A 19803-nucleotide genomic window follows, 5' to 3' on the forward strand; every position below is an offset into this window, starting at 1 on the left:
GATGATAGATAAATTAATCGATAGTGCACTCAAATATCGTATGCTCGTTTTAGTGGTATTTATCGGGATTGTTGTATCGGGAATACGTTCCTATCAGACAATCCCCGTGGATGCCTTTCCTGATATTACCCCTAAACAGGTGGTGATTTATACTGAAAGCCCGGGTAATTCCGCCGAAGATATTGAAAAGCTGATTACTTATCCGATTGAATCCTCACTCTCAGGAATGGCGGGTGTTAAAACGGTTATGTCCAACTCTATTTTCGGATTGTCATATGTATCAGTCTTCTTTGATGATAATATGGATATTTACTTTTTACGCCAGTTGGTCAACGAACGCCTCAATAGTGTTAATATACCGCAAGGGTGGGGCAAACCTGTTATTGGACCCAATACAACCGGTTTGGGACAAGTCTTTTGGTATCAAATCTATGACAAAACCGGTCGTTTTAGTCTCAGTGAACTGCGCCAGATGCAAGAGTACATCGTTGCCCCTTTGTATAAAGGAGTTTCAGGAGTAGAAGAAGTCACAGGATGGGGCGGTCATGAAAAACAATATGACGTTGAAATTGATACCCATAAACTTCAAGATTTTGGAATCACTTACGAAGAGGTCGTTCAAGCTCTGGAAAAAAGCAATACCGCCGCAGGTGGGCAGTATTTGGAGTTTAATAAGGAACAATACCTTATCCGTGGTGTAGGACTTTATAGCTCATTGGATGATGTACGCAATACTCCTATCAAAGCATTAAAAGGCGAATCGATCACGATCAATGATGTTGCCGAAGTCAAAGAGGGGACATCGCCACGATCCGGTGCCGTATCGCTTGATGGACATGAAGCCGTTATGGGGATGGTATTGCAACGGGCTGGGACGAATGCAGCAGAGGTTGTTCAACAGCTCAAAGCGAAAACCGCTACAGTTAATTCAGCTTTACCAAAAGGTGTAAGTATCAAGTTGTTATACGACCGGACGGAAATCACAAAAAAAGCGGTTGAGACAATGGATATAGCACTAATGACCGGTATGGTATTAGTAGGGATTGTTCTGTTCTTATTTTTGTTTGAATTGCGCTCGGCTTTTATCGTTATCCTCTCGCTTCCTGTATCGCTATTGATTGCATTTTTACTGATGGATTATTACGGTCTTAGCGCCAATCTGATGAGTTTGAGTGGACTTGCCATTGCGGTGGGAATGATCGTAGACGGTACGGTTGTTATTGTTGAAAACAGCTTTCGAAAACTTCACGATCATCCTGATGCTTCGAGGTTTGAAGTAATAGCAGGAGCGGCTAAAGAGGTATCAACCCCGGTTACCTTTGCCATTTTAATCATCGCCATCGTATTTATACCGCTATTGAGTTTGGATGGTTTGGCGGGAAAACTTTATGTCCCCATGGCTCTTAATATTACCTTTGTGATGCTGGGATCGCTTGCGGTTGCTCTAATCTTGGTTCCGGTACTGGCAACATTTTTGCTTAAACCCACATCCCATCACGACAACAGTGTTATGCGTGCCATTAAAAAACGCTATACCCCCATGCTAAATTATGCGTTATCGCATGCCAAAGCATTGCTCATCGGAGTTGCACTGCTTTTCTTCGTTTCAGTGGCACTTTTGAGTCAACAGGGGCGAGAATTTATGCCCAAACTCAATGAAGAGTCGATTATGTACCGCGTCACTGCTATTCCGGGTACGGGATTGTCTCAATCAACCGATACTGCGCAGAAGATAGAAAAATTTATTCTCAAACATCATGGGGATAAAGTTCAATCCGTTCTTTCCATGATCGGACGAAGTGAAAAAGGGGAAACGGCGCAAGCCAACTATTTTGAGGTATTGTTGATTCTCAAACCTGAAATTGGCAATTACGAAAAACTCTCCAAAGAGATTGATACAGAGCTGGACAAAGAGTTTACGTACGTGCAGTTTACACCTACTCAACCCATCGGTATGCGCATTGAAGAACTACTGGAAGGAGTTAAGGCTGAGCTCGCCATTAAGGTGTATGGCGAAGATCAAAAAGTACTTGATAGGGTTGCTACGGATATTCAAAAGAATATTGGTTCCATGAAGGGTATTCAAGGAATGGAAGTTGAATCGCAACTGGGTCAGGCTCAAATTAAAATAGAACCAGATTATCAAGCACTAGCTCGTTATGGAATCAGTGTTGAAGAAATCATGGATGTGATTCGTTACGGCATCGGTGAAGAACCGGCGACCTACATGATTGAAGGTGTACGCCGTTACGGTATCGTTCCAAAAATCAAAGATGCTAAAATCGATATCGAAACGATTAAAAATATTCCGATTCGATCACACGATGGCAATGTGATTAATTTGGAAGATGTGTGTCGTATTGATACGGTACAAGGTTCATCGTTTATTAAACGGGAAAACATGAGTCGCTACCTTGTCATTTCTCTCGATGTCGAAGGTCGCGATATTGCGTCGTTCGTCAAAGAAGCCGATGCCAAAATCACACAAAGCGTTGATTTACCGGATGGGTATTACATCGGTTGGGCAGGGGATTTTAAAAACATGCAAGAAGCGACTCAAAAGCTCATGATTATTATCCCGATTACTCTGTTGGTGATCGTTTTGCTGTTGTACATGGCGTTCAATTCATTGTCAAAAGCGGGGTTGATTTTACTTAATGTCCCGTTTGGATTGATCGGGGCGATATTTGCGTTGGTTATCAGCGGTGTCTATCTATCGGTATCGGCGATTGTCGGGTTTATCGCCATTTTTGCCATTGCGGTACTGAACGGAATTGTTTTGGTGAGTTTCATCGATGAAATGCGTGCCAAATTTCCCGATGTTGAACTCAAAGAAGTCATTAAAAATGCTACTCTTTTACGTCTTCGTCCGGTACTCATGACTGCTTCTACCGCATTGCTCGGTATTTTACCTTTACTTTTTGCAACGGGTGTGGGAAGTGAAATTCATTATCCTCTTGCTATCGTTGTAACAGGAGGAATTATCAGTTCAACATTTTTGACACTGATGATTTTGCCATCGGCTTACTGGATTTTTTATCGGAAAGAATCGGCTATTTCACAAAAATGAAGCCCGTTATTTGATTGGTATTATAAGTATTGCATAAAGATTACTTTTTAAGTCATGTAAGTAAATCCTTCATGCAATATAAGTGCTGTCTAAACCACAGTAATCTACCACATAAATAAGCAGATTCTTATTTGTACCCTATTAATACTGCGTTTACACTCATCGCTCACATATAGTGTTATAATAATAAAATGTTATCAGAGGAGTCTATAATGAAATTCAAATTTATCCTTCTTAGTATGTTGTTCGCTTCGTTGGCATTCGGTTCGGCGTGGGAACAAAGTACATCATCACAAAATATCAAAGCGGTGGTCAGTTCTGACAAGGCTCTGATCGTCGGAAGCAATGCTGTCATGATTACCTTGAATCAGCAAAATATGCCACTCGATAATGCAGGGGTAGAGGTGAAAGCCTTTATGCCATCCATGCCGGGAATGCCAGTGATGGAATCAAAAGCAAAAGCCGTCGCTCAGGGGCACGGTGTCTATAAAACATCCGTTAATCTCGATATGGGCGGAACATGGCAGTTTCATATTTTTGTAACCACGAAAGAGGGAAAAAAATACCGTCTTAAAACATCGTTGAGCCTCTAGGAATCGGGCGATGATCAAAGTTGCACTTGCACTGTCGGTTATCACAGCACTAAGCTACGCCGAGAGTATCGATGTCCTCATCCGTGAGGCATTGCAAAACAATCCCTCTCTTATCAGTGCGCAGGCTCGGGTTGAAGAGAGCCGATTTCAAAAAGAGATATCGAAGAATTTGGACAATCCCTCATTGCAGCTGCAGGTAAATGATATCCAGACACAGGACATTACTAACCGCTCGATTGAGCCGATGCAGTTTACAACCCTCTCTTTACAGCAAAAATTGCCGTTCGCCGGAAAAAGGGATCTTCGTTATGAGGATGCACAGGCGCAAGAAACTTTTGCCGGACTATCACTGAGCCAATCTAGGGCATTACTCTCAAGTGAGATCAAAAAAGAGGTCTACCGTCTTTGGCAGATTGGTGAGGAGGAGCGGATATACAGCAATTTTGAGATAATAGTCCGTCAAAACGGCGAACTCTATACGGCTCTCTCATCTTCTGCCGCTGCAGGACGGCACATGGGGATTATGTCCTCGCAGATGGATCTTTCTCAGATCAAAATCATTCAGGCTGATTTGGCTCAGGAGAAGGAACGATCTTATGCAAACCTTTCGCAGTTGTGTGCAAAACGGATCGAGAAGGTAGACGTCGATTTAAATATGGGGCAGATCGAACCGATCGAGTCGTATAAAAAATCGCTGGAAAATAACTTCGGATACCGTGCCAAAGATGCTCAGTTAAAATCAGCAGGGGTACAGCTGCGCCAATCTCAGCTCGATGCCTATCCCGATGTGACGGTGCAGGCAGGATACAGCCGCCGTGAGGCGTTTAATGACTTCTGGAGTGTCGGTGTCAATATTCCGCTACCCGTGTACGGAACAGAGTCGGTGAAAGAGCAGATTAACCGTGAAAAGGTACTGGAGCGGAGCCGTGACAAAGAGGCGGCCTATCTGCAGCTGGAAGCCTCAATGCGCCAAAAATATGCGGAAATGCGCAAAGCATCCGAGGTATGGAAAGTAATCCATGATGAGAGCCTTCCGCAGCTTAACCACATGTTCGAGCTCTCCGAAGCCTCGATCCGCAACGGCGAGGATCTGTTCCGTTTTACTGAACTGCTCAAGCAAAAACTGCAGCTGGAATTACAGCAGTCGCGTTCAGTTGCCACTTTCTACCGCGCTCAAGCGGAACTTGATCTATTGGTAGGGAAAGAGTAATGAAATATTTTTTAGCGATGGTGTTGGCGGGGGCGGTTTTATGGGGCAAACCTGCTCCGATTATCCAACAGTTCAATGTGACGACGGTAAAAGTCAAACGTGCCGACGCCACAGTAAATGTGGGGAAAAACTTCGGCTATATCAGAGCGGATGAATCTCAAGAATCGATCATTACACTTCGTTTCGGTGGGTATGTTGAAAAGCTCCGAGCCACCGAGACCTATCAGCACATTTCCAAAGGGGAGGTGATCGCCGAGGTCTACAGCCCCGAAGTGCTGCAGGCGAAGGATGAGTATCTCAGTTCTCTCAAATACAACGCTATCCGTCCCAATCCAGGGATGGTTCAGAGTACGAAAGAGCGGCTGATCTATCTGGGTGTTCCGATGTCGGAGATAACGGCTATCGAAAAAACGGGGACGGTGGGTTCCACTACGACCGTCCGCTCTCCCGTCTCCGGCTATATTTTCGAGAAAAAGATTGACAAAGGTTCAGCCTTTAGTGCGATGCAGCCGTTGTTTCGGATTGTCAGACTCGACCCGATCTGGCTGGAGATGCGATTTCCTCCCGAACAGCTCGAAGCGCTTCAAAAAGTGGACTCTTACGAAATCCGTGTAACGGGGTTCGAGCGACCACTGTATGCCAAGCGGGGAAAAATCTATCCAAACACGAATCCGGCCGAATCGACATTGACGATGCGATTGAACCTCTCCAATCCGAGCGGGAAACTGTTTCCGGGGATGTATGCGGCTATCACACCGATCATTCAGTCAAAAGCTGCATTGATCGTGCCGCGTACTGCCGTGATCCGAAAAAAAGGGAAATGGTTCTGCTTCAAAAAAGGGGAATACGAGGGGGAATACGAGCCGGTCGAGGTGAATGTGGTTCCGGTCGGAAATGATCGTTATGAGGTTCGCTCAGGATTGGTTGATGGGGATGAAGTAGTCGCCAATGCCCTCTTTATGATCGATTCGGATGCCCAGATCAACGGGAATTTTTAGGATATGTCATGATAGAGCGTTTGATAGAATGGAGTTTACGGTTCCGATACTGGGTTATAGCGGTGGCTATTGTGCTGAGCCTGTTATCCGTTTGGGCAATACGGCACACTCCGCTCGATGCTATCCCCGATCTCTCCCCTCCGCAGGTTATTTTGCAGCTCAAATGGAAAGGGCAGAGCCCTGAGATTATAGAAGCGCAGGGAACCTATCCGCTTGTGCGTCAACTGCTTTCTCTTCCAAATATCAAAACGGTTCGGGGATTTTCGGGGTATGAAAACGGCCTGATTTACATCATTTTTAAAGATGGCGTCGATCTTTATTGGGCACGATCACGGGTGCTCGAACAGCTCTCGACCTTGCAATCGCAACTTCCAAAATCGCTCGAAGTCTCTCTCGGGCCGGATGCATCGGGGGTAGGCTGGGTATATGAGTACGCACTCGTATCCAAAACCAAAAATATCGCCGAACTGCGGACTCTGCAGGACTACACCTACCGCTATGCGCTTCAGGGGGTTTCTGGGGTCAGCGAGGTTGCCTCGGTAGGGGGTTTCGTCCCGACCTATCAAGTGACGCTGAACAATGATGCACTGGTACGCTATAACCTCAGTGTCAGCGAAGTCGCCGCAGCGATCAAAGGAAACAACAACGACGTCGGAGGGAGGATCGTTGTCCAAAACGGGTATGAGTGGATGGTGCAGGCCAAAGGGTATCTGCAAAACATCGACTCGATCGAAAAGCTTGTTATCGCAACGCGCGGCGGAGTACCTATCTTTTTTTCCCAGATTGCCCGCATAGAAAAAGTTCCTGAAAACCGTCGCGGCTATGCCGATCTGAATGGTCAAGGAGAGACGGTCGGCGGGATCGTCATCGTTCGATACGGCGAAGACGTCTACCGTGTCATTCAGCGGATACGGGACAAACTTGACTCGATCCATGTTGAGGGGGTAGAGGTGATCCCCGTATATGACCGCTCCAACCTTATCCAAGCCGCCATTGCTACCCTCACGACGACTCTTGAGCATGAAAGCCTGATCGTTATCGCGGTAATTGCCCTTTTTTTACTTCATCTGCGCAGTGCGCTGATTGTGTTGATCGTCTTGCCGCTCACCATCGCGATCACGTTTTTATTGATGAAACTATTCGGGATCGGATCGAACATTATGTCGCTCGGAGGGATCGCCATCGCGGTGGGGACGATGGTGGATGCGTCGATTATCATGATCGAAAATGCCCATAAAGTTCTACTCCAGCGTGAAAGCGAGTTGGGGACGCTCACCACTGCACAGCGCCTTGATGCCGTCCTCTACTCTTCGAAGATGGTGGGGCGCCCGATCTTTTTTGCACTGGCTCTCGTCGTCGTATCGTTCCTCCCTATTTTTGCTCTTCAGGGGCAGGAAGGGTTATTGTTTACCCCTCTGGCGTTTACCAAAAGTTTTGCGATGGGGGTAGGGGCATTGCTCTCGGTGACCCTCGTTCCGGTACTAATTTTTATGATCGTGCGGGGGCGTATCCTCTCAGAGCAGGCCAATCCGGTGAGCCGTTTTTTTATCTGGCTCTACCATCCGATACTCCTCGCCTCGATGAAGTTCCGCTATCTGCTCATGATTCTGGTTATTATCGCCTTAGGGTATACGGCGTATGTTTATCGCTCTTTGGGATGGGAGTTTATGCCGATGATGGATGAACAGACACTGATGTACATGCCCGTTACCCAAAGCGGTGTCAGTATCGATCAGAGCAAACAGCTGACCCAATATACCGATTCGGTGATCAAAAGCTTTCCTGAAGTAGAGAGTGTATTCGGTAAAGGGGGTCGGGCGGAGAGCGCGACCGATCCAGCTCCACTAGGGATGATCGAGACGATTATCACCCTTAAACCCAAAGATAAGTGGCGAGAGGGGATGACAACCGCAAAACTGCAGCAAGAACTGGATAGTGCCTTGCAGGTTCCGGGACTGGTCAACTCATGGACCTATCCGATCCGTGGGCGGATTGATATGCTCCTCAGCGGTATCCGCACCCCGCTGGGGATCAAACTCTACGGGGATGATTTGCCGACCTTGCAAAAAACGGCGCGCGAAATCGAAAGCCGCCTGCAGCAGCTCCCCTCTACCCAGAGCGTTTTCGCTGATCGCAGCGACAGCGGATACTATATCGATATCGACATCGACGAAGCGGCATTGGCACGCTACAACCTCCGCAAAGAATCGCTGCTCGATTACACCTCTGCTGCGATCGGAGGGATGGGACTCTCGACGATGTACAAAGGTCGTGAGCGCTACAGCGTCAATCTTCGCCTCGAGGAGGATGAACGCACCTCTCTCGAATCGATTCGCTCCATTCTGATCAAAACACCGCTCGGATTTGCTCCGCTATCGACCTTTGCACATATCAATTATCGCGAAAGTGCGGCGATGATCAAGAGTGAAAAAGCGCGTCCCGTAGCCTATGTCTACATCACTCCGAAAGAGGGGATAAGTGCCACGGCGTATAAAGCAGAGGCGCAAAAACAGCTCGCTTCGATCAAACTCCCAGAGGGGTACACCTATGAGTGGGCGGGGCAGAGCGAATATCTCGAATCGGCGCTCAATACCCTGATGTGGATCGTCCCTGCCGTGATAGTGCTGATTATAGTGCTTATTTATTTGGCGTTGCGTGAGTGGGTCTCGACGATCATCGTCCTCTCGATGCTACCGTTTGCCCTTTTGGGCGGTGTTCTCTATCTCAAATGGCTGCAATTTAATATCAGTGTCGCTGTTATCGTCGGATTTTTGGCACTGCTCGGGGTAGCGGCGGAGACGGCGATTGTGATGATCGTTTATCTGCATGAAAGTATCGAGACCCGTATCCGTGGAGGCGTCGTTATGGACCGCGCAGCGCTTAATGAGGCGATTTATGAGGGGGCGGTCAAACGGGTACGTCCGAAACTGATGACGGTTTTTGCGATCCTCGCGGGGCTGTTTCCGATTATGGTTAACCACGGTGTGGGGAGCGAAGTGATGCAGAGAATTGCTGCTCCGATGATCGGCGGTATCGTCACATCGGCGGTGGTCAGTCTTATATTGATACCGATTTTGTATCAGATGGTGATGCAGAGAAAATTACAACGAGGTGAACCACTTTTATAAGGGAGACATTATGGGTACAAATAAAAATCTGTACCAAAGCGGACACCGATCCTTTAATAAGACTTAATTCTAGTTTTCTAGCCCCGTCAGGTGCACTAAGCGCTTAATGGGCAAACACTTCCGGATGAGTAGCTGCAATCCCAAGCAATACAAGTGCAGGACCTTCAGGTTTGCGACGTGCCTGTTTCCAGTTTCTTAGTGTGTTTACACTGATATTTAAAAGTCCTGCAAATTCATCTTGGGTAAGTTGCAATCGTGCTCGTATAGACTTGGCATCCGGTTCATCAATCATAAATGAGCGTGATGGTTTTTTTGTCTTACCAAGAATCTCTTTTGCCTCACCAACGCTTGCAAGAAAGTGGGTGTAAACCTACAAAGGGACTTTTTTCCCTATGCGCTTTAAAGTTTGCTTAAAATTATTACGTATGTAAGAATAAAGTCTTTTTAATTCTTTGATTTACAATTACACATATATTAATGTACAGCATTTCTTGTGATTGTTTAAAAAAGAATGTTTTTTACCAGCCTCCAATAAATTGAGTCATTTTTAGAGTTAGAATCTAATCTTTAGTCTACGAACACTTCATCAGCATACCTATGTAAAAAAAAATACAAAGAAATCACTATGAAAATTATCAATATCATCGCTTTTTCATCTTTTACAACCTATTACAGCTCTATAAGCGTAAAGATTAGATTATTGATTTAGCATGTTAGATTATCACACGGGCACAAGGATGACTGGTAAATATGATGTTTTAATACGTAGTTTAATTCAGACAATACGCCAGAATAAAAAAAGTATTAACATTGTTATTATTTGATTAAATGATTTTTGCAGTGTTTCTGATAAACTGCTTTTAATTATTACATAGGGGATTTATAATGAAAACAAAAATTCTGAGCGCTGTATGTTTTGCAGCATTGACACTTAGCCCAGCGATTTGGGGAATGGATATGAACGATAGCAAAGGCATGAATATGGAAAAGTGCAATGATATGGACATGAAGATGGACAAAGGTATGGATATGAACAAGGGAATGAATATGGGCAATAAAAAGCATGATCACTCTTCATCTTCTAACGTAGTCTCTACTGCAACTATCCATGCGAGTGGTACAGTGAAGCAGATTGCCGATAACCACGAAAACCTTCAAATTTTTCACGATCCGATTTCAGCCCTTAAATGGCCTGCTATGAATATGCCTTTTGAGGTGGTCGATCATGAATTAACCCATCCTCTCAAAGTGGGAGATAAGGTTGATTTTGAATTTATTCAAAAAGATGGGAAAAATGTCATTGTGCGGATGAAGAAGCAATGAATCGCAGCGTCACTCTCTTACTTATTATAGGGATGTCGGCACTTAATGCACAGGACATAGCACCTGTTTCACCCAATGTTGCTGAAGGAAAAACTGTCTATATCCCCATAGCCAAGCCTGTTAATCTCTACGAAGAAGTAGACATCCAAAAAGAGGATCAAAACACGACCAAACTAGGTAGTGCAAAATGATAAAAGCGATCTCTATATCCTTAACGACTTTGGCTTTTTTTGGATGTTCGACTGTTTCTCAAAATGAGGTTTTTGATGGGGTAAAGAAAGAAACCTCTACGCGTGGCATTGAAAATCTTCAATGGATCAAAACACAAAAAGAAGCAGATAGTGTCAATGAGAGTGTAAATACCCTTCTTTCATCCCCTCTTAGTCAAGAAAATGCTGTTCGAATCGCATTAATCAATAATCGTTCATTACAACAAACGTATGAGCAAATCGGAATTTCTCAGAGTGAATTGGTGCAAGCGGGATTGATGAGCAACCCGTTACTTGGTTATTCGGTTGGACGCGGTGGTAGTGTTACGACAACGAAGGTGACCCTTGATGTGGCATTTTTAGATTTGCTATGGATACCACTTCGTAGAGAACTAGGTGGACTGGCGTTGGAAGAGACCAAAGCACATGTAGGTAATGAGGTTCTCAAAACGGCTCGTGACGTCAAAAAAAGCTTTATTGATGCACGTGTGGCACAAGAACAAGTGGTACTTTATGAGAGTCAGCTCAAATCATACGAAGCCTCGGTACAGTTGGCAATTCGTCAATATACGGTAGGCAATCTCTCAAAGCGAAGTTTTTTGAAAATTCAAGATACCTATTCTCATGCACGACTTGAATCAATGCGGTTGAACCAAGAAAATGCACGTGCTAGGGAAGCACTCAATCGACTTCTTGGTGTGTATGGCAGTCAAACACGCTATAGCATTGAGTCAAAGCCTTTAGATATTTCTATCCCTTTACAATCTCCAGAAGGATTGGAAAGATATGCGATTGAACATCGTCTGGATATGAGTGCCGCGATAAAAGCCGTTGATTATGCTGCTTCAGAAGCGGGATATGCGAAAAATACGCGATTATTAAGCGAAGTAGAACTCTCGGCTGAAAGTGAAAAAACAACCGATGCTGATCGTTTCAATACCTTTGGAATCAAGATCCCCATCCCGATTTTTGATTTTGGACAAGGACGTGTTGGCAAAACGCAAGCGATGTACAACCAAAAAGTTCATCGTCTGTATGAAGTGGCGGTAAATATTCGTTCTGAAGTGCGTGAAGAGTACGCTACATCCCATTATGCTTTTGAGCGAGCGCATGAAACTCAGGAGGTAATTGTTCCTGCGAATAAGCAAATCCTAGAGGAGACACAGCTGTTTTATAACGGTATGTTGGACGGTATTTATGAACTTCTCGAAGATCAGCGTCGTTATGGCGAGGCACGAATGGAATCAATTACTGCGATTGGAATGTATCAAAAAGAACAAGCCGATTTAGAGTATGTATTAGGAGGAGATGTCAATGCAACAGACAAATAGACGAGATTTTTTAGGATTAGGTGCTACATTATTGGCATCGGCAGCTCTTGCTGGCAATGCACAAGCAGAGGAAAAAAATCATTGTGAAATACCTCCCAAAAATAGACAACTCACGCTCGTCAAAGACCCGAAACGTGTTTTGTCACCATCCACAATCATTACTTCAAAAAAAGGAAAAAACTATAATCCTGTTGTTACTCTCAATGGATGGACATTACCATATGAGATGAAAGAAGGAGTAAAAGAGTTTCATCTTATTGCTGAACCTGTAGTACGTGAATTTTCTCCTGGGATGGTAGTGAACTGTTGGGGATACAATGGTACCTCTCCAGGACCTACGATCGAAGCGGTGGAGGGAGATCGGGTACGGCTAATCGTGACCAATAAACTTCCCGAGCATACGACGATCCATTGGCACGGACTGATATTACCTAATGGCATGGACGGAGTAGGAGGGCTTACTCAACCTCAAATAGCACCCGGAGAAACATTCATTTACGAGTTTACATTAGTACAAAGCGGAACGTTTATGTATCATCCCCATGCCGATGAGATGGTGCAAATGGCGATGGGAGCGATGGGAATGTTTATTATCCATCCCAAAAATCCAAAAGAGCACGCTGTAGATAGAGATTTTTGCTTTTTGCTCGCCAGTTACGATGTGGCAGCAGGGACATATACCCCCAATCCCAGCACGATGACCGAGTTCAATCTCTGGACATTCAACTCTCGCACGTTCCCTTCGATTGACAGCATGAATGTTGCTGTTGGGGATCGCGTCCGTATCCGCGTGGGCAATCTCACGATGACCAATCATCCAATTCATATGCATGGGCATACGTTTGAGGTGACATGTAGCGATGGCGGATGGGTACCAAAAAGTGCCCGTTGGCCCGAAGTGACTACGGATGTTGCAGTGGGACAAATGCGAGCCATAGAGTTTACGGCAAAATATGAGGGAGACTGGTCGATTCATTGCCATAAAGCGCATCATACCATGGGACCAATGGGGCACAGCGTCCCCAATATGCTAGGGGTAAAACAAGACGATTTAACCGAAAAAATCAGTGACCTCATGCCCGATTATATGTATATGCCTATGGGGAAAAACGGGATGGCAGAGATGCAAGAGATGGAAAATATGGGAATGGCATTGCCTGAAAATACTCTACCTATGATGACAGGCACTGGACCTTTTGGCCCCATCGAAATGGGGGGAATGTTTACGTTGGTAAAAGTGCGTAAAGATCAACCGAAAGGCGATTACTCCGATCCGGGTTGGTATAAGCATCCACAAGGGACCGTTGCAAGAAAAAGTGAACGTTAATCTGCTAGAGATAATTTACTAGATGAAATAAGGGATATGAAATGAAACTTTTAAAAAATAGGACAATCGCTTTACTGTCAATAAGCTTATTTCTTCCAGCTATTGTGTTTGGTCATGGGGATCATCATGATGAAATGAAAAGTAAAGAAATGGTTTCTAATCAGACAGTACACGCATATGAAACTATTAATAGTGAATACATTAAAAGCATAAAACCTATTATTGAAAAAAAATGTTTTGACTGTCATGGAAATACAACACAATACCCTTGGTATTATAAGGTTCCAGGTATTAAACAGATGATTGATTATGATGTCAAAGAGGCAAAAAAGCATCTGGATATGAGTAAAAACTTCCCTTTTATTTCTCATGCAACACCGTTGAAAGATTTAGAGAGTATAAAAAAAGTTACTATTGAGGGTGATATGCCACCACTTCGCTATGTTCTTGGACATTGGGATTCTCGTTTAAGTGAGAGTGAGAAGCAAACTATTGTCACGTGGAGTAAAAATTCTATAGCAACCTTAAAGGGAGTTCATAATGAATGAATATAGTATACATGAAATGGGATTTGGGTGGTTAATTGTACTGCTTGTCATCATTCTAATCTTATACGTTATAAATAATAATAAAGAAGAGCAATCAGCCCAAGATATACTGGATAAGCGGTATGCTAATGGCGAGATTGATGATACAGAGTATAAAATAAAAAAAGCTGATCTAGAAAAATAATCGGAGGCGTATTATGGATATTAATAAACATAGCTGCTGTAAAAAGGATGAAGCTAATAGCAAAAATGCTATTTATACGTGTCCCATGCATCCAAAAATTCGTCAAGATCACTCTGGAGCATGTCCAAAATGTGGTATGGCTTTAGAAAAAGAAATAGAGACAACTCAAAGTATCAGCACGCAGTATACCTGCCCCATGCATCCTGAAATCATACAAGATCATCCCGGAAGCTGCCCCAAGTGCGGTATGGCGTTAGAACCTATGATGCTTGAAGCGGTTGATGATACTACTGAACTGGATTACATGACAAAACGGTTTTGGATCAGTACAATCCTATCCCTGCCTGTTTTTATCGTTGCTATGATAGCTGATTTGGCTCCGAAATTACTGCCTGATGCTATTAGTATGCAAAGCGTTCAGTGGTTTGAATTTCTTTTAGCCACTCCGGTTGTTCTTTGGGGTGGCTGGCCTTTTTTTCTTCGAGGGTATAATTCGGTTAAGACATGGAATTTAAACATGTTTACCCTTATTGCTCTTGGTGTCGGCGCAGCTTATCTTTACAGTCTTGTTGCACTTTTTTTACCTGCAATATTTCCACCCCTTATGCAAACCAAAGAGGGGATGGTTCATGTTTATTTTGAAGCTGCAGCTGTAATTACCACTTTAGTACTTTTAGGACAGGTGTTAGAGCAAAATGCACGCAGTAAAACCAACAGCGCGATCAAAACACTGTTAAACCTTGCACCCAAACAAGCACATCGTATCATTGATGAAAATGGTAATGAAGAGGATGTCAGTCTTGAATTGATTCACGTTGGTGATAAACTGAGAATCAAACCGGGTGAAAAAATCCCCATTGACGGTGTGGTCTTAGATGGACAAAGTAATCTTAATGAATCGATGATAACAGGAGAACCGATACTGGTTCCAAAAAGTACCGGAGACTCCCTAATCGGTGCAACACTCAATAAAAATGGGACACTGATAATGCAAGCGCAACGAGTAGGTAGTGATACCATGTTGGCGCAAATCGTCCAGATGGTTGCCCTCGCTCAGCGTTCACGCGCTCCGATTCAAAAACTAGCCGATACTATATCGGGCTATTTTGTACCGGCAGTTGTGCTATCTGCCGTGCTATCTTTTATCGGATGGTATTTTTTTGGACCTGAACCCCGCTTAGCGTACGCGGTTGTCGCAGCTGTTGCGGTATTAATTATTGCCTGTCCCTGTGCACTGGGACTGGCTACGCCAATTTCAATCATGGTGGGTACAGGACGCGCAGCTCTCATGGGAATTTTGATCAAAGATGCCAAAACCTTGGAAACCATGGAAAAAGTCAATACGCTCGTGGTCGATAAAACGGGTACGCTAACCCAAGGCAAACCCAAAGTGACCAGTTTTATCACAGTGAATGGTTTTGATGAAAAAGAGCTTATTCGCTATGCGGCAAGTTTGGAACGTGCGAGCGAACACCCTTTGGCGGATGCTGTGATTGAACACGCTAAAACCATGGAAGTAGCGCTTACTGAAGTTGCTGATTTTAATTCCATTACCGGCAAAGGTATCGAAGGCACCATTGATACTAAAAAAATCGTACTAGGCAGTGAGCCTTTTTTACAAAGCTTAGGCATCTCAACACACACCATCACACAAAACGCCGATATTTTACGTAATGAAGGGAAAGGGGTCATCTTTATGGCTGTAGAGTCGCAATTTTGCGCCCTAATCGCCATAGAAGATCCAATTAAACCTACCTCTATAGAAGCCATCAAAGAGCTACAAGCTCAGGGGATCAAAGTGGTAATGCTCAGTGGAGACAATGAAAATACGGCCAATGCAGTTGCACGAAAACTCTTCATCGAGGACGTATATTCCAATATTATGCCTGATGGAAAAGCAAATGTGATTCAACAATTGCAAGCAAACGGCGCAATAGTTGCCATGGCAGGGGATGGAATCAATGACGCGCCCGCATTGGCACAAGCCGATGTAGGAATTGCTATGGGAACAGGTACGGACGTCGCTATAGAAAGTGCCGGTGTGACGTTAATCAAAGGTGATTTAACGGGGATAGTCAAAGTATTAAAACTCAGTCGTGCCACGATGAAAAATATTCGACAAAACCTCTTTTTTGCATTTATCTATAACATTGCGGGTATCCCCATTGCTGCCGGTGTCCTTTACCCATTTTTTGGGATATTACTCTCTCCGGTTATTGCGGCTGCTGCCATGAGTTTCAGCTCTGTATCGGTAATCCTCAATGCTTTGCGTCTTAAAAATATTAAAATTTAATCTGGAAAAAGGATATAAAATGCTCTATACGATTACATCACAAGAAAGTATTGCCATAATTAAAGAAGAGATGGGAAGTAAAGCTAAAGAGGTGGGTTTTGGTATTTTAAAAGAATACAGTTTTAAAGAAATACTCCAAGAAAAAGGATATCCGATTGAAAGAGATATTTTTGTTTTTGAACTTTGCAATCCTGTTGCTGCGCAAGCTGCATTAAAGACACACCCGGAAGTTTCTGTTTATTTACCTTGCCGTATTTCTTTATATGAACGAGATGGAGCCACTGTGTTAAGCACAATTGGTATTGATGAGATATTAGATAGCTTTGACCTTGATAGTGAATTTAAAAGTCATATGAAAAATATTTTCAGTAACCTAAAAAAATTACTTGGGAGTTGGAAATGACCCTGATTTTGGTAAGACCCATATTGTTATCAAAATTGCATATTGTAAATAGTAACGGATAAATGAACCCATTTGAGTTCGATGTAAGTGTATTGTTTGATTTACAAAAATTAGTTCAAGACTCTGAAATCGCATAGGGAAAAAAACCTATTTGTAGGTTTATACCCAATAATAGCGGACAATGCCATACCGACCTGTACACGTCGATGGAGACTCCATCCTATGGCAATAAGAATCAACAAATTGACCGCAGCATCTTCTAAAAAATCGATAGAATCGGCAAATAGCGATACGGAACCGATTTGAAGAGCTACACCGTATTCGACCCAAAAATAGGCAAAATTGAGCAGGGCGACCCAAAAGACCGCTTTTTTGAAGTGATTAGTTTGTAAGGCAGAGTTCATAGAGTTCCATTTTCAAGACTCATTTCCATTAAAAAGAGATATGCAATCCAATATAAGGCGCTTGTGAAATCTCTTTAAGCAGGCAAATATATGCCATTATACACTTTTGAGACTTTTACGATAGAGCTTGATTGCCGATGCCGATAGTATCCCTGTAAGTCCGATGCGAAGCATTTCACTGGAAATGATCCCCATCATGGATTTACCCAATGCCGCACCGACAATTGATCCGATAGCCATCCAGAGAATAAAGCGAAAATTCGGGCGTAATATTGCAAACGGCTCTTTCTTGCGATAACGTGAAAGTCCCACTAGTATCGTCGGCAAGCTGATCGCCAGACTTAGCGTCCCTGCAATCTTAATGTCCAAACCATATAACAACATAATTGTGGGGATGATAAGCTCTCCCCCCGCAACGCCGAGCATACTGCTAAAGAGTCCGATAACAAGCCCAGCGATGACACCGACGATCATTTGAACCATCGGGCTGCATTCGATATTTTGAGGAGCAAATGAAGACTCGCCGATAATGATTATTGCAAGAATGCCTAATAGAACGGCTACGATTTTATCGAGCTTTTTTTCATCAATCCGTGAAGCGATTCCCGCTCCAATAAACGCCCCCGTCAGTGAACCTGTTAGTAGCGTTAAGATAATTGGCAAATAGGGAATCAGCCAATCGATACTTTCCAACCTAAGAGATAATGATGCGGCAACCGTTACAAGCGAGACGACGAGATTGATGACGACGGCATGGATTGTCGCAAAACCAAAAAGAAATGTCAAAACGGGTAGGCGAAATTCCGCTCCGCCAAGCCCCATTAGCCCGCCCAATATTCCGATCAATGCCCCCCAGAAGAAAGCCGATACGAGTTTCTTATTCATTTAACGGCAAATCCGTATTTTTTCATAATCGCGTCCCCTTCAGGCGATTCAACCGTTAATAAAAAAGCTTTTGCCGCTTTATTATTTTCACCACGTTTGAGAAGTGCATATCCCTGAATAATGTCAGGGTGTGCTTTCCCATCAATAAGGGCAAAATTTACTTGTTCCGCTATAACAGGAGCTTTGGCAATGGAGAGGGCAATAATGCCTACATCGGCTGCTCCGGTTTGAACGTATTGGGTAGCTTGTTGGATATTTTCACCAAAAACAAATTTGTCTTTTACTTTGTCATAAAGACCCAGGGATTTTAATGCGGCAACTGCTGCTTGACCATAAGGGGCATGTTCGGGATTTGCAATAGCTATCTTTTTTATTTTATCACTTGCAAGAATAGAGAGATTATTGACGGGAATATTGCTTGATTTTAATGTCATTAGTCCGACACGACCAAGGGCGTAAGGTTTTACGTCACCTACGGCTAAGCCTTTTTCTTTAAGCTGTTTAGGATAATTCATATCAGCCGCAAAAAAGGCATCATAGGGAGCACCACTTTCAATTTGAGTAAGTGCTTTACCGCTTGAACCGAATTGAAAATTAATGGTTTCGGTTGGATATTTTTTGGCACATAAAGTTTGCATCTCTTTAAACGCATATGACAGATCAGAAGCGGCGGCGATATTGGCCGTGTCTGCAAAAGCCAAAGATGCGGTTGCCGTTAAAGCGATAAGAAAATGGGAAAGTTTCATAAGTTAACCTCTATTTATTTTTTGATATAACGTATTATGCAAAAAATATTCTTGAATTCTTATATAAACTATTCGACCTTTATTTCTTTTTCATTTCATCGATAAACTCTTTGGCTTCATCCCCGCGTAAATAATCGGCAAGTCCCAGTAAACCGTCGGTAAGATAACGGCTTTTGTACCCTTTCAGGGTCAAATAAAGTCGAGCCATTTCCGCACGGTCATAGTGGGGACAGACGGTGACGATCGTTTTGTTTTTATCGAGCTCATTCAATCGATCAGGGAGTTCATTAAGAGGAATTTGTTTCATAAACGGAAAGCCCCATGATGATTGCTCTTCTTTAAAGCGGATATCGACAAACTCCACTTCCCCCATTTTATAGAGTTCAATCGCTTCGAGGCTTTTGATTTTCATATCGGTACGTTCGTTGTAATCAAACCGTTTGAGATAGGCATCGAATGTCTCGGCACCCAGAGCGGATACGATGAGAAGAATCCATAAAATGCTCTTCATTATCACCCTTTATCGTGTTTGGACAAGGTCAGCCCTTCATTGTGTACAAGGGATAGCAAACGCTCCCCGATGGAGTCGAGTAATTCAGGGATGCCGATTAATGTCATTCGGATAACTCCCGGTGCCCCCTGTGTATGCTCCACGATCGAGGGGATGGCAATCGATAAATCGATCAAATCACATCCGCTCCCCTCTACCAAGGAACGCAATGCGCTTAAATTCAGTTTTTCAACTTCACCGGCGATTTCGAAGTGATGGCGTCCGATAGAGGGAGGCGTTTGGATGGCAACGTTGCGCTGAGCACTCTTTTCGCGGCGGGCATCGGCTTCTTTGTGGACGGTTGAGAAAATCTTGTGTTCCCGTTCGGCATTGAGGACGATAATCGGGTCTGGAAAGCCGATCGCATGGGTCGGGCAAATATTGGCACAAGTCGTACAGCCGACAACGCAGGCATAAGGGTCATGGACGAGGGCTTTGCGTTTATGATCGATTTCGCCCATCGAATAGACGCTTTTTCCGCACGTCACAAAACAGAGTTCGCATCCGATACACGCTCCGGGATTAACGCTAGGATACCACGGGATATCTGTTCGATCAATGCCGTGCCAAGTGGGTTTGTTTTCCATGAGATGCTCCTTTG

19 protein-coding genes are annotated in these 19803 nt (G+C 43.9%); 13 read left to right on the forward strand and 6 right to left on the reverse strand.

Going from position 1 to position 19803, the window contains the following annotated elements:
• Position 1: 1 nt before the first annotated feature.
• From PHI47_RS11905 to PHI47_RS11925, 5 genes are all read left to right on the forward strand, one after another.
• Positions 2-3070, forward strand: coding sequence for a CusA/CzcA family heavy metal efflux RND transporter (locus tag PHI47_RS11905; RefSeq protein ID WP_299937665.1), 3069 nt, complete (start codon positions 2-4; stop codon positions 3068-3070).
• Positions 3071-3282: 212 nt separating this feature from the next.
• Positions 3283-3663, forward strand: a complete 381-nt coding sequence (locus PHI47_RS11910) for a FixH family protein (protein WP_299937666.1) — start codon at positions 3283-3285, stop codon at positions 3661-3663.
• Positions 3664-3673: 10 nt separating this feature from the next.
• Positions 3674-4873, forward strand: coding sequence for a TolC family protein (locus PHI47_RS11915; RefSeq protein ID WP_299937667.1), 1200 nt, complete (start codon positions 3674-3676; stop codon positions 4871-4873).
• On the forward strand, positions 4873-5871 hold the full coding sequence (locus PHI47_RS11920; protein WP_299937670.1) for an efflux RND transporter periplasmic adaptor subunit: 999 nt from the start codon (positions 4873-4875) through the stop codon (positions 5869-5871). Before PHI47_RS11915 ends, PHI47_RS11920 begins: the two co-directional genes overlap by 1 nt.
• Before the next feature lie 8 nt (positions 5872-5879).
• Entirely contained in the window at positions 5880-8999 is a 3120-nt protein-coding gene (locus PHI47_RS11925) for a CusA/CzcA family heavy metal efflux RND transporter (RefSeq protein WP_299937672.1), read from the forward strand.
• A 103-nt stretch (positions 9000-9102) separates the two neighbouring features.
• Here the strand turns inward: PHI47_RS11925 and PHI47_RS11930 are convergent, their stop codons facing one another.
• A complete protein-coding gene (locus PHI47_RS11930; RefSeq protein ID WP_299937675.1) occupies positions 9103-9252 on the reverse strand; it encodes a hypothetical protein in 150 nt (49 codons plus the stop codon).
• 632 nt (positions 9253-9884) lie between these two features.
• Between PHI47_RS11930 and PHI47_RS11935 the strand changes: the two genes are divergently transcribed.
• Genes PHI47_RS11935 through PHI47_RS11970 form a run of 8 tightly spaced genes read left to right on the forward strand, consistent with a single transcriptional unit; the run spans position 9885 to position 16617 of the window.
• Positions 9885-10322, forward strand: coding sequence for a copper-binding protein (locus PHI47_RS11935; protein WP_299937681.1), 438 nt, complete (start codon positions 9885-9887; stop codon positions 10320-10322).
• Positions 10319-10513, forward strand: coding sequence for a hypothetical protein (locus PHI47_RS11940; protein ID WP_299937684.1), 195 nt, complete (start codon positions 10319-10321; stop codon positions 10511-10513). Before PHI47_RS11935 ends, PHI47_RS11940 begins: the two co-directional genes overlap by 4 nt.
• Complete coding sequence (locus PHI47_RS11945; protein WP_299937687.1) at positions 10510-11862, forward strand: TolC family protein; 1353 nt, start codon at positions 10510-10512, stop codon at positions 11860-11862. Before PHI47_RS11940 ends, PHI47_RS11945 begins: the two co-directional genes overlap by 4 nt.
• On the forward strand, positions 11846-13189 hold the full coding sequence (locus tag PHI47_RS11950) for a copper oxidase (RefSeq protein WP_299937689.1): 1344 nt from the start codon (positions 11846-11848) through the stop codon (positions 13187-13189). Before PHI47_RS11945 ends, PHI47_RS11950 begins: the two co-directional genes overlap by 17 nt.
• 41 nt (positions 13190-13230) lie before the next feature.
• Entirely contained in the window at positions 13231-13737 is a 507-nt protein-coding gene (locus PHI47_RS11955; protein ID WP_299937692.1) for a heme-binding domain-containing protein, read from the forward strand.
• Positions 13730-13921 carry an SHOCT domain-containing protein gene (locus PHI47_RS11960; RefSeq protein ID WP_299937695.1) on the forward strand — a complete coding sequence of 64 codons (192 nt, stop codon included), beginning with the start codon at positions 13730-13732 and terminating at the stop codon, positions 13919-13921. The genes PHI47_RS11955 and PHI47_RS11960 overlap by 8 nt, the downstream gene beginning before the upstream one ends.
• 13 nt (positions 13922-13934) lie before the next feature.
• Positions 13935-16214 carry a copper-translocating P-type ATPase gene (locus PHI47_RS11965; protein WP_299937698.1) on the forward strand — a complete coding sequence of 760 codons (2280 nt, stop codon included), beginning with the start codon at positions 13935-13937 and terminating at the stop codon, positions 16212-16214.
• Between the two features lie 19 nt (positions 16215-16233).
• The gene (locus PHI47_RS11970) at positions 16234-16617 is read left to right on the forward strand and encodes a DUF302 domain-containing protein (RefSeq protein ID WP_299937702.1); all 384 of its coding nucleotides are present in this window, start codon (positions 16234-16236) and stop codon (positions 16615-16617) included.
• A 110-nt stretch (positions 16618-16727) separates the two neighbouring features.
• On the opposite strand, the gene PHI47_RS11975 is transcribed toward PHI47_RS11970, so the two are convergent.
• The 5 genes from PHI47_RS11975 to PHI47_RS11995 all read right to left on the reverse strand — a co-directional run bounded on the left by PHI47_RS11975 (position 16728) and on the right by PHI47_RS11995 (position 19789).
• The gene (locus PHI47_RS11975; protein WP_299937704.1) at positions 16728-17021 is read right to left on the reverse strand and encodes a hypothetical protein; all 294 of its coding nucleotides are present in this window, start codon (positions 17019-17021) and stop codon (positions 16728-16730) included.
• Between the two features lie 96 nt (positions 17022-17117).
• Positions 17118-17906 (reverse strand): sulfite exporter TauE/SafE family protein, encoded by a 789-nt coding sequence (locus PHI47_RS11980; protein WP_299937706.1) that lies wholly within the window; start codon positions 17904-17906, stop codon positions 17118-17120.
• Complete coding sequence (gene modA, locus PHI47_RS11985; RefSeq protein ID WP_299937708.1) at positions 17903-18652, reverse strand: molybdate ABC transporter substrate-binding protein; 750 nt, start codon at positions 18650-18652, stop codon at positions 17903-17905. The genes PHI47_RS11980 and modA overlap by 4 nt, the downstream gene beginning before the upstream one ends.
• A 79-nt stretch (positions 18653-18731) precedes the next feature.
• Positions 18732-19163 (reverse strand): rhodanese-like domain-containing protein, encoded by a 432-nt coding sequence (locus PHI47_RS11990; protein WP_299937711.1) that lies wholly within the window; start codon positions 19161-19163, stop codon positions 18732-18734.
• Between the two features lie 2 nt (positions 19164-19165).
• Positions 19166-19789: a ferredoxin family protein gene (locus PHI47_RS11995; RefSeq protein WP_299937713.1), complete on the reverse strand. Its 624-nt coding sequence runs from the start codon at positions 19787-19789 to the stop codon at positions 19166-19168.
• Positions 19790-19803 lie beyond the last annotated feature (14 nt).

Source organism: Sulfuricurvum sp., from assembly GCF_028713855.1.
Taxonomy (GTDB): Bacteria; Campylobacterota; Campylobacteria; order Campylobacterales; family Sulfurimonadaceae; genus Sulfuricurvum.